This is a genomic window from Variovorax sp. LjRoot175, assembly GCF_964253805.1.
In the GTDB taxonomy this organism is placed as follows: Bacteria; Pseudomonadota; Gammaproteobacteria; order Burkholderiales; family Burkholderiaceae_C; genus Variovorax.
This window is the reverse complement of the sequence record NZ_CAXURY020000001.1, coordinates 3,602,077-3,613,012: the sequence shown is the minus strand read 5'-3', so window position 1 is coordinate 3,613,012 and position 10,936 is coordinate 3,602,077. Positions and strand designations below refer to the sequence as shown.

10 protein-coding genes are annotated in these 10,936 nt (G+C 65.3%); 7 read left to right on the top strand and 3 right to left on the bottom strand.

Going from position 1 to position 10,936, the window contains the following annotated elements; all coding sequences use genetic code 11:
- Positions 1 to 27 precede the first annotated feature (27 nt).
- The 3 genes from ACSQ89_RS17925 to ACSQ89_RS17915 all read right to left on the bottom strand — a co-directional run bounded on the left by ACSQ89_RS17925 (position 28) and on the right by ACSQ89_RS17915 (position 3,343).
- Positions 28 to 648 (bottom strand): RnfABCDGE type electron transport complex subunit B, encoded by a 621-nt coding sequence (locus ACSQ89_RS17925; protein ID WP_436292703.1) that lies wholly within the window; start codon positions 646 to 648, stop codon positions 28 to 30.
- Positions 649 to 660: 12 nt separating this feature from the next.
- A complete protein-coding gene (locus ACSQ89_RS17920; protein ID WP_436292704.1) occupies positions 661 to 2,049 on the bottom strand; it encodes a polyhydroxyalkanoate depolymerase in 1,389 nt (462 codons plus the stop codon).
- Between the two features lie 97 nt (positions 2,050 to 2,146).
- Positions 2,147 to 3,343 (bottom strand): amino acid aminotransferase, encoded by a 1,197-nt coding sequence (locus ACSQ89_RS17915; protein WP_436292705.1) that lies wholly within the window; start codon positions 3,341 to 3,343, stop codon positions 2,147 to 2,149.
- A gap of 110 nt (positions 3,344 to 3,453) precedes the next feature.
- On the opposite strand from ACSQ89_RS17915, the gene uvrB reads away from it, so the two are divergent.
- From uvrB to hscA, 7 genes are all read left to right on the top strand, one after another.
- Entirely contained in the window at positions 3,454 to 5,586 is a 2,133-nt protein-coding gene (gene uvrB / locus ACSQ89_RS17910) for an excinuclease ABC subunit UvrB (RefSeq protein WP_436292706.1), read from the top strand.
- A 220-nt stretch (positions 5,587 to 5,806) separates the two neighbouring features.
- Entirely contained in the window at positions 5,807 to 6,343 is a 537-nt protein-coding gene (gene iscR, locus ACSQ89_RS17905) for a Fe-S cluster assembly transcriptional regulator IscR (RefSeq protein WP_093108182.1), read from the top strand.
- Positions 6,344 to 6,423: 80 nt separating this feature from the next.
- A complete protein-coding gene (locus ACSQ89_RS17900; RefSeq protein WP_436296311.1) occupies positions 6,424 to 7,644 on the top strand; it encodes an IscS subfamily cysteine desulfurase in 1,221 nt (406 codons plus the stop codon).
- Positions 7,645 to 7,666: 22 nt separating this feature from the next.
- Positions 7,667 to 8,080: a Fe-S cluster assembly scaffold IscU gene (gene iscU / locus ACSQ89_RS17895; protein ID WP_436292707.1), complete on the top strand. Its 414-nt coding sequence runs from the start codon at positions 7,667 to 7,669 to the stop codon at positions 8,078 to 8,080.
- A gap of 1 nt (position 8,081) precedes the next feature.
- Complete coding sequence (iscA, locus tag ACSQ89_RS17890) at positions 8,082 to 8,405, top strand: iron-sulfur cluster assembly protein IscA (protein WP_093108176.1); 324 nt, start codon at positions 8,082 to 8,084, stop codon at positions 8,403 to 8,405.
- Between the two features lie 61 nt (positions 8,406 to 8,466).
- Positions 8,467 to 8,985: a Fe-S protein assembly co-chaperone HscB gene (gene hscB / locus ACSQ89_RS17885; RefSeq protein ID WP_436296310.1), complete on the top strand. Its 519-nt coding sequence runs from the start codon at positions 8,467 to 8,469 to the stop codon at positions 8,983 to 8,985.
- 93 nt (positions 8,986 to 9,078) lie between these two features.
- Positions 9,079 to 10,935 (top strand): Fe-S protein assembly chaperone HscA, encoded by a 1,857-nt coding sequence (hscA, locus tag ACSQ89_RS17880; RefSeq protein WP_436296309.1) that lies wholly within the window; start codon positions 9,079 to 9,081, stop codon positions 10,933 to 10,935.
- Position 10,936: the final 1 nt, after the last annotated feature.

Below are 10,936 nucleotides of genomic sequence, written 5' to 3'. Positions count from 1 at the left end.
CCATGCAGGGCAGCAGGGCGTCGAGGATCAGGTTTTCTTGCCGTCGGCACGCGAAGCGGCCGCAGCGCGCGCGCGTGCCAGGGCGGCTTCGATCACGGCACGCTTGCGGTCCGGCGCAACTTCGGGCGCCTTGGCGACCCGGGGTTCGTCGTGCTTCTCGCGCCGCTTGCCGTGCGCCTCATAGCGCTTGCGTGCCTGATCGGCTTGGGCCTGCGACCAGGCTTGCCAGCCGCTCTTGCCCGGCGTCGCCACTTCGAGCGAAATGCAGTCGACCGGGCAGGCCGGAATGCAGAGTTCGCAGCCCGTGCAGTGTGTTTCGATCACGGTGTGCATGCGCTTGTGGATGCCGAGGATCGCGTCGGTCGGGCAGGCGTCGAGGCACAGCGTGCAGCCGATGCACCAGGCCTCGTCGATCACGGCCAGGGCGCGTGGGCCTTCGGCGCCGAATTGCGGGTCGATCGGCCGCACCGGCTGGCCGGTGAGCTGCGACAGGCGCGCCACGCCTTCGGCGCCTCCCGGCGGGCATTGGTGGATGCCGGCACTGCCTTCTGCAATGGCTTGTGCGTACCCGGCGCAATCGGGATAGCCGCAGCGCGTGCACTGCGTTTGGGGCAGTGCGTCGAGGATGCGTGCAGCCAGCGCGTACACGGCCCTGGATCGTCAACGCGCAGCGCCGCGCGTCCGCCGCGCAGGGGCGGACTTGCGCGCCACGGCAGGGCGCTTGGCCGCCGCAGCGGCCTTGACCGTGTCTTCGGCCGTCACGCTGGAGCGCTCGGCGCGCTTTTGCGGCTGGTCGTGCGCGGCGATGAAGGCCTTCACCTCGGGGTAGACCCGTTCGCGCCAGCGGCGACCGCTGAAGATGCCGTAGTGGCCGGCGCCCTTGACTTCGTAGTGCTGCTGATGGGCGGCGCTGACGCCGGTGCACAGTTCGTGCGCGGCGCGGGTCTGGCCGGAGCCCGAGATGTCGTCCAGCTCGCCCTCGATCGTCAGCAGGCCGGTCGAATGGATGTCCTGCGGACGTACGCGCTCGAGCACGCCTTCGGGGCTCTTCACTTCCCAGGTGCCGTTGACAAGCTCGAAGTCCTGGAACACGGTGCGAATGGTGTCGAGGTAGTAGTCCGCATCCATGTCGAGCACGGCGTTGTACTCGTCATAGAACTTGCGGTGTGCCTCGGCGCTCGCGTCGTCGCCCTTGATCAGGTCCTTGAAGTAGTCGTAGTGGCTGCTTGCATGGCGATCCGGATTCATTGCGACGAAACCGGTGTGCTGCAGAAAGCCCGGGTACACGCGGCGGCCGACGCCCGGAAAGCCCTCCGGCACCCGATAGATCACGTTGTTCTCGAACCACTCGTAGCTCTTGTTCATCGCCAGGTTGTTGACGGCGGTGGGCGACTTGCGGGCATCGATGGGGCCGCCCATCATGGTCAGCGACAGCGGAATCTTCTCGCCGCGGCTGGCCATCAGCGACACCGCAGCCAGCACCGGCACCGTGGGCTGGCAGACGCTGATCACGTGGCAGTGTCCGTACTCGGCCTGCAGGTGGCGGATGAACTCCTGAACATAGTTGATGTAGTCGTCGAGGTGGAACTCGCCTTCGGACAGCGGGACGAGGCGCGCATTGACCCAGTCGGTGATGTAGACCTTGTGGTCCTGCAGCAAGGTGCGCACGGTGTCGCGCAGCAGTGTTGCGTAGTGCCCCGACAAGGGCGCCACGATCAGCACCACGGGCTGGCTCTTGAGCGTCTGCAGGGTGTGCGGCTCGTCGGTGAAACGCTTGAAGCGCCGCAGCTGGCAGAAGGGCTTCTCGATCTCGACGACTTCCTGGATCACCACATCATCGCCGTCGACCTTGACAGTCTTGATGTCGAACTCCGGTTTCTCATAGTCCTTGCCCAGGCGGTAGAGGAGGTCGTACCCGGCCGCCATGCGCTGCGCCAGCGGTGTCTGGCCGAAGACGGCGCCTTGACCGTAGAGCTTGGAGGCAGCCTGCGCGAAGTCGGCGAACGGCTCCATCAGGGAGCGTTGTGCTTCGTAGAGTTGATAGAGCATGAGGTCTGCGCGTTATGGGGATGTTGCGATGCAATATATCAGCGGCGCAGACCAAATGTGCTAGGCAAAAACACCCAATTGGTCTGGCCAATTTGTATCAGATGACCTTGGCGATGCTCTGGCAGACGTAGTCGATGTTCTTGCTGTTGAGCGCGGCCACGCACATGCGTCCGGTGTCGGTGCCGTAGACCCCGAACTCTTCGCGCAGGCGCACCATCTGGTCCTTGCTGAGGCCCGAATAGCTGAACATGCCGATCTGCGTGGTGATGAAGCTCATGTCTTCCTTGACGCCGGCGGCCTTGAGGCCGTCGACCAGCTTCTGGCGCATCGCCTTGATGCGCACGCGCATCTCGCCGAGCTCTTGTTCCCACAGCGCGCGCAGTTCGGGCGTGCCGAGCACGGTTGCGACCACGGCGCCCCCGTGCGTCGGCGGGTTGCTGTAGTTGGTGCGGATCGCGACCTTGAGCTGGCTCAGCACGCGCGCGGCTTCTTCCTTGCTTTCGCACAGCACCGAGAGGGCGCCGACGCGTTCGCCGTAGAGGCTGAAGCTCTTGGAGAAGGAGGTCGAGACGAAGAAGTCCAGGCCGGCAGCGACGAACTTGCCGATGGCCGCGCCGTCCTCCTGGATGCCGTAGCCGAAGCCCTGATAGGCCATGTCGAGGAAGGCCACAAGCTTCTTTGACTTGACGGCCGCGACGACTTGGTCCCACTGGGCCGACGTGATGTCGTAGCCGGTCGGGTTGTGGCAGCAGGCGTGCAGCACGACGATGGTGCCGGCCGGGGCGGCGTTCAACGCGGCCAGCATGCCCTCGAAGTCGATGCCGCGCTTGGCAGCGTCGTAGTAGGGATAGCTTTCGACCGGGAAGCCGGCGTTGGTGAACAGGGCGCGGTGGTTTTCCCAGCTCGGGTCGCTGATCAGCACCTTGGCGTCGGGGTTGAGCTTCTTGAGGAAGTCGGCGCCGACCTTGAGGCCACCGGTTCCGCCGATGCCCTGGATGGTCGCGACGCGGCCGGACTTCACGGGCTCGCTGTCGGCGCCGAACACCAGGCCCTTCACGGCGTTGTCATAGGCCGCGATGCCGTCGATCGGCAGATAGCCGCGCGCGGTGGGCGTCTTGGTCATGCTCTGTTCGACCGCCTGTACGCACTGCAAGAGCGGCAGCTTGCCGTTGTCGTCGTAGTAGACGCCGACGCCGAGATTGACCTTGTTGGGGTTGCTGTCGGCGGCGAATTGCTCGTTGAGGCCCAGGATCGGGTCGCGCGGCGCCATCTCGACGGCGGTGAACATTGACATGGAAAAGTCCTTTGGGGGGTGATCGATGCACGGAACACCGGATCAGCGTTTAAGCTTTCCGGTTGCCTTGAATTTTACCGGCCGCGCCACCAACTCCCAGGGTCCACGCCATGCCAGAAATCACTGAAGCCATTCCCGAGCCGCAACACGCCGACCCCGTCGGTCCTGCAAAGCAGGGCGAATTCATCAAGTTCCCCGGTTCGCCGTTCGAGCTCTACCAGCCTTATCCGCCTGCAGGCGATCAGCCGAACGCGATTGCCGGCCTGGTCGAGGGTGTGCAGGACGGAGAGGTGTTCCAGACCCTGCTCGGCGTCACCGGCTCGGGCAAGACCTTCACCATGGCCAACGTGATCGCGCGGCTGGGCCGGCCGGCCATCGTGTTCGCGCCCAACAAGACGCTGGCCGCGCAGCTTTACAGCGAGTTCCGCGAGTTCTTTCCGAAGAACGCGGTCGAGTACTTCGTGAGCTACTACGACTACTACCAGCCCGAGGCCTACGTGCCGCAGCGCGACCTGTTCATCGAGAAAGACAGCTCGATCAACGAGCACATCGAGCAGATGCGGTTGTCGGCGACCAAGAGCGTGCTGGAGCGGCGCGACACCGTCATCGTGGCCACGGTGAGCGCGATTTACGGCATCGGCACGCCCGAGGACTACACGCAGATGCGCTTCATCATGCGCACCGGCGACAAGATCGGCCAGCGCGACGTGATCGGCCGGCTGATTCGCATGCAGTACACGCGCAACGAGCAGGATTTTTCGCGCGGCACCTTCCGCGTGCGCGGCGACACGATCGACGTGTTTCCGGCCGAGCACAGCGAGCTGGCGATCCGCATCGAGCTGTTCGACGACGAGATCGAGACGCTGCAGCTCTTCGATCCGCTCACGGGGCGCATCCGGCAGAAGATCCCGCGCTTCACGGTGTACCCCTCGAGCCACTACGTGACGCCGCGCGACAAGGTGCTGAGCGCGGTCGAGACCATCAAGATCGAGCTCGACGGCCGGCTCAAGGAGTTCGTGAGCCAGGGCAAGCTGGTCGAGGCGCAGCGGCTGGAGCAGCGCACGCGCTTCGATCTCGAAATGCTGGCCGAGATCGGCCACTGCAAAGGCATCGAGAACTACACCCGCCATCTCTCGGGCGCCGCGCCGGGCGAACCGCCCGCGACGCTGACCGACTACCTGCCGAAGGACGCGCTGATGTTCCTCGACGAGAGCCACCAGATGATCGGCCAGCTGGGCGGCATGTACAACGGCGACCGCGCGCGCAAGACCACGCTGGTCGAATACGGCTTCCGGCTGCCGTCGGCGCTCGACAATCGGCCGCTCAAGTTCGACGAGTTCGAAACGCGCATGCGGCAGTGCATCTTCGTCTCCGCTACGCCTGCGCAATACGAAAAGGACAACGCCGGCAACGTGGTCGAGCAGCTGGTGCGGCCGACCGGGCTGATCGACCCGGAAGTCGAGGTCCGCCCCGCTACCCACCAGGTGGACGACGTGCTGCAGGAAATCCGGCTGCGCGTCGACAAGAACGAGCGCGTGCTGATCACCACGCTCACCAAGCGCATGGCCGAGCAGTTGACCGACTACCTGAGCGACAACGGCGTCAAGGTGCGCTACCTGCACAGCGATGTCGACACGGTAGAGCGCGTCGAGATCCTGCGCGATCTGCGGCTCGGGGCCTTCGACGTGCTGGTCGGCATCAACTTGCTGCGCGAAGGCCTCGATATTCCCGAGGTGTCGCTGGTGGCGATCCTCGATGCCGACAAGGAAGGTTTTCTTCGCGCCGAGCGTTCGCTGATCCAGACCATCGGCCGGGCGGCGCGCAATCTGAACGGCAAGGCCATCCTGTATGCCGACCGAATGACCGACTCGATGACCAAAGCCATCGGCGAGACCGAGCGGCGGCGCGCGCGGCAGATCGCCCACAACGAGGCCCACGGCATCACGCCGCGCAGCATCGTGAAACAGGTGCGCGACCTGATCGACGGCGTCTACAGCGAAAAATCGACCAAGGAAGCCGCCAAGCGCGATCTCGAGCGCGCGAAGGTCGAGGACATGTCCGAAAAGGATGTCGCGCGCGAGATCAAGCGGCTGGAAAAGCTCATGCTGGAACATGCGCGCAACCTCGAGTTCGAGAAAGCCGCCCGGGTGCGCGACCAACTGGCGTTGTTGCGCGAGCAGGCTTTCGGCGCGCCCGGCAGGGACAACATCACAATACCGTCCGCGGGCGAGGCGGGCTCCTGATCGTCATTTGGAGCTTTCAATCGGGTTTACCCGAGCAAGCCGAAGGGCCTTCTGCTATACTTGAGCGAATTACTCAAGCAAACGAACTTCGCGATGAAGAACCGGCTCCTACCGACTGGATCACCAGCGGAAAGTGGGTCGGGAAGGGCGGAGACGGCGTCACCGAAGCCCACAACGGCCGCGGTGTCATTTCAACGGTAAGCACTCAAAGGAGCTTGCGATGCGTCTCACTACCAAAGGCCGTTTTGCGGTCACAGCCATGATCGATCTGGCGCTGCGCCAGAACACCGGTCCGGTCACGCTGGCCGCGATCAGCCAGCGGCAGCAGATTTCCCTTTCGTACCTCGAACAGCTGTTCGGCAAGCTGCGCCGTCACGAGTTGGTCGAGTCGACCCGCGGCCCCGGCGGCGGCTATTCGCTCGGCCGCAAGGCAGCGGATATCACCGTGGCCGACATCATTGTTTCCGTCGATGAACCCATCGATGCCACGCAATGCGGCGGCAAGGAAAACTGCCTGGGTGAAGCCGGCCGTTGCATGACCCATGAGCTGTGGGCATCGCTGAACCAGCGCATGGTCGAGTTCCTCGATTCCGTCACGCTGCAGAAGCTGGTGGACGACCAGCTCGCCAAGGGCGTGCAGATCGAGAACAAGCCGGCAGTCAAGCGCGCGATTTCGAGCCAGCCGGTGGTCAAGCCGATCCGGGTCAACGCCCCGAATTCGGTGTTCGCACTGGGCAACGTCTTCGCCAAGTCGTGATCGGGGGCGCCTCGCGGCGCCGCTCGATCCGCTTTGACCCCGTTTCGACAAAGATAAACCCCCGCCAGCCTGAGCCAGCCATGGACGTCACTCCTCATTTTCCGATCTATCTCGACTACGGCGCGACGACGCCGGTCGATCCGCGCGTCGTCGACGCGATGGTTCCCTGGTTGCGAGAGCACTTCGGCAACCCGGCATCGCGCAGCCACGCCTGGGGCTGGGAAGCGGAGGAGGTCGTCGAGAAGGCGCGTGCCGACGTGGCCGACCTGATCGGCGCCGACCCGCGCGAAATCGTCTGGACTTCGGGCGCCACCGAGTCGAACAACCTCGCGCTCAAGGGCGCGGCGCAGTTCTACAAGGGCAAGGGCAAGCACCTGATCACGGTCAAGACCGAGCACAAGGCCGTGCTCGACACCATGCGTGAGCTCGAGCGCCAGGGCTTCGAAGTGAGCTACCTGGACGTGCAGGAAAACGGCCTGCTCGATCTCGAGGTCTTCAAGGCCGCGATTCGCCCCGACACCGTCCTCGCGAGCGTGATGTTCGTGAACAACGAGATCGGCGTGATCCAGGACGTGGTGACGCTCGGCAACATCTGCCGCGAAAAGGGCGTGATCTTCCACGTCGATGCGGCGCAGGCCACCGGCAAGGTCGAGATCGACGTCAAGAACCTGCCGATCGACCTCATGAGCCTGGCTTCGCACAAGACCTACGGCCCCAAGGGCATCGGCGCGCTGTACGTGCGTCGCAAGCCGCGCGTGCGGCTGGAAGCCCAGATGCACGGCGGCGGCCATGAGCGCGGCATGCGCTCGGGCACTCTGCCCACCCACCAGATCGTCGGCATGGGCGAGGCTTTCCGCCTTGCCAAGCTCGAGATGAAGGAAGACATTGTCAAGGCGCGTGCCTTGCAGCAGCGCCTGCTCAACGGCCTGAAGGACGTCGAGCAGGTCTTCATCAACGGCGACCTCGAACACCGCGTGCCGCACAACCTCAACATGAGCTTCAACTATGTCGAGGGCGAGTCGCTGATCATGGGCATCAAGGGCCTGGCGGTGTCGAGCGGTTCGGCCTGCACCTCGGCCAGCCTGGAGCCCAGCTATGTGCTGCGCGCGCTCGGCCGTAGCGACGAGCTCGCGCACAGCAGCCTGCGCATGACGATCGGCCGCTTCACGACCGCGGAAGAAATCGACTACGCGATCTCCACCATCAAGCACAACGTCGCCAAGCTCCGCGAGCTGAGCCCCCTGTGGGAAATGTTCCAGGACGGCATCGACATCAGCACGATCCAGTGGTCGGCGCATTGAACAAAGACTGAGAGGTACACCCATGGCATATTCATCCAAGGTCATCGACCACTATGAAAACCCCCGCAACGTCGGCTCCTTCGAAAAGGGCGACGACTCGGTGGGCACGGGCATGGTCGGCGCACCGGCGTGCGGCGACGTCATGAAGCTGCAGATCAAGGTCAACCCGGAAACCGGTGTGATCGAAGACGCGCGCTTCAAGACCTATGGTTGCGGCTCGGCGATCGCGTCCTCTTCCCTCGTGACCGAATGGGTCAAGGGTAAGACCCTCGACCAAGCGGCCGCGCTGAAGAATGCGCAGATCGCCGAAGAACTGGCGCTGCCGCCGGTCAAGATCCACTGCTCGATCCTCGCGGAAGACGCGATCAAGGCGGCCGTCAGCGACTACAAGGCCAAGCACGGCGCTGCCGTGGCAAGCACGGAAGCTGCTCACTGACATGGCTGTGACCCTCACCGAATCGGCCGCGCGCCACGTCACCCGCTACCTCGGGAAGCGGGGCAAGGGCGTGGGCGTGCGGCTGGGCGTCAAGACCACGGGCTGCTCGGGCCTGGCCTACAAGCTCGAGTACGTGGACGAACTGGCGCCCGAAGATGTCGTGTTCGAAGACCATGGCGTGAAAGTGCTGGTCGACCCCAAGAGCCTGGCGTACATCGACGGCACGCAGCTGGATTTCGTGCGGGAAGGCCTCAACGAGGGCTTCAAGTTCAACAACCCGAACGAACGCGACCGCTGCGGCTGCGGCGAAAGCTTCCGCATCTGATTTCCGATCGGCTTCGCGCCCGAGCCGCCACCATGTCATGTGCTGGCGGCTTTTTATCGCCATGAACCTGAACGACACCGACTTCGAACTTTTCGCCGTGCCTGCCCGCTTTGCGCAGGACCGTGCCGCGCTGGACGCGCGCTGGAAGGAACTGCAGCGCGAGGTGCACCCCGATCGCTTTGCGGCCCAGGGCGCTGCGGCACAGCGTGTCGCGATGCAGTGGTCGGTGCGCATCAATGAGGCCTATCAGCGGCTCAAGGACCCGATCAAGCGGGCGAGCTATTTGTGCGCGCTGAACGGCTCCCCCATCGATGCCGAGAAAAACACGGCGATGCCCCCGGATTTCCTCCATCAGCAGATGGAATGGCGGGAGGAGCTCGATGACGCGCGCGACGCCGCCGCGCTCGACAAGCTGCGCGCGGAGGTCGAGGTCGGCCGCGCTCGTGCGCTGTCCTCGCTCGACTGGCTGATCGACGAGAAAGGCGATTACCCCGGCGCGGCGCGCAAGGTGAGAGCCCTCATGTTCATAGAGCGCTTTGCACAGGACATCGAAGCCAAGTCCGAGCAGTGGGGACAATAGCGGGATGAATTGCCCCCACGTTCATCACTTCGTGTATTCGCTGCCCCCCGAGGGGGCGCAGGCCCCCCTTGGGGCGGCCCGGCGGGAGGCCTGATGCCATTGCTCCAGATTTCAGAACCCGGCCAGGCGCCGGATCCGCACCAGCGCCGCATCGCGGTCGGCATCGACCTCGGCACCACGCATTCGCTGGTGGCGGCGGTGCGCAGCGGCGTGGCCGAATGCCTGCCCGACGCCGAAGGCCGCGTGGTGCTGCCGTCGGCCGTGCGCTACCTCGACAAGGATCGCCGCCAGATCGGCTTCGATGCGCTGGCCGCGCGTGCCGTCGACCCGGCCAACGTCATCACCTCGGTCAAGCGCCTGATGGGGCGCGGCGTGCAGGACATCGTCAACCGCGATGCCATGGCCTACCGCCTGAGCGGCGATGCGGGTATGGCCAAGGTGCAGACCGCGGCCGGCGAGAAGTCGCCGGTCGAGGTGAGCGCCGAAATCCTCGCGACCTTGCGCTATCGGGCCGAGGACACCTTCGACGACGAGCTCTACGGCGCCGTGATCACCGTGCCCGCGTACTTCGACGAAGGCCAGCGCCAAGCCACCAAGGATGCGGCCCAGCTTGCCGGGCTCAACGTGCTGCGCCTGATCAGCGAACCGACGGCGGCCGCGATCGCCTACGGCCTGGACAACGCGAGCGAGGGCGTCTACGCGGTCTACGACCTCGGCGGCGGCACCTTCGACATCTCGATCCTGAGGCTCACGCAGGGCGTGTTCGAAGTCATCGCCACCGGCGGCGACTCGGCGCTCGGCGGCGACGACTACGACCATGCGCTCGCCGATCTCGTGCTGGCGCAAGCCGGTCTCGAGGCGCAAAGCGACACCGACAAGGCCATGCTGCTGGTGGCCGCGCGGGCCGCCAAGGAGGCGCTGACGGCTGCCGAATCCGCCACTTTCGCGGCGGACGTGGCAGACACCCCGCTGCGCGTCGAAATCCGGCGCGAGCAGTTCGAGGCCGCCACCGCCAGCCTCACCGCACGCACCATCGCGGCCGTGCGCAAGGCGCTGCGCGATGCCCGGCTCCAGCCGGGCGAGCTGCAGGGCATCGTGCTGGTCGGCGGTGCCACGCGCATGCCGCAGATTCGGCATGCCGTCGCCGCATTCTTCGGCCGCGAGCCGCTGATCAACCTGAACCCCGACGAGGTCGTCGCGCTCGGCGCCGCGATCCAGGCCAACCAGCTCGCCGGCAACGGCGGCGCCGACGACCTGCTGCTGCTCGACGTGATTCCACTCTCGCTCGGCATTGAGACCATGGGCGGACTGGTCGAGCGCATCGTGCCACGCAACCAGACCATCCCGACGGCCATGGCGCAGGACTTCACGACCTACCAGGACGGCCAGACCGCATTGGCACTGCACGTGGTGCAGGGCGAGCGCGACCTGGTCGCCGATTGCCGCAGCCTCGCGCGTTTCGAGCTGCGCGGGATTCCGCCGATGGCTGCGGGCGCCGCGCGCATCCGCGTCACCTTCACAGTCGATGCCGATGGGCTGCTCAGCGTGAGCGCGAAGGAGCAAGGCAGCGGCGTGGAAGCGAGCGTTACGGTGAAGCCGTCCTACGGCCTTTCCGACGACCAGATCGCGGCCATGCTGCAGGAAAGCTTCTCGACCGCGGAGCAGGATATGCAGGCGCGTGCGCTGGTCGAGGCGCGCGTGGACGCCGATCGCATGCTGCTGGCCACGCAGAGCGCGCTGGATGCCGACGGCGAGCTCCTGAGCGCCGAGGAGCGCGGGGCGATCGAGGCGCTGATGGCCGCGCTGCGCGAGGCGCGAACAGCCAACGACGCAGCGGTCGTCGAAGCCGCGACCAAGGCATTGGCGGATGGCACCGAAGCCTTTGCCGCCGAGCGAATGAATGCGGGCATCGCGCGTGCGCTCTCGGGCCGCCAGATCGAATCTCTCTAGA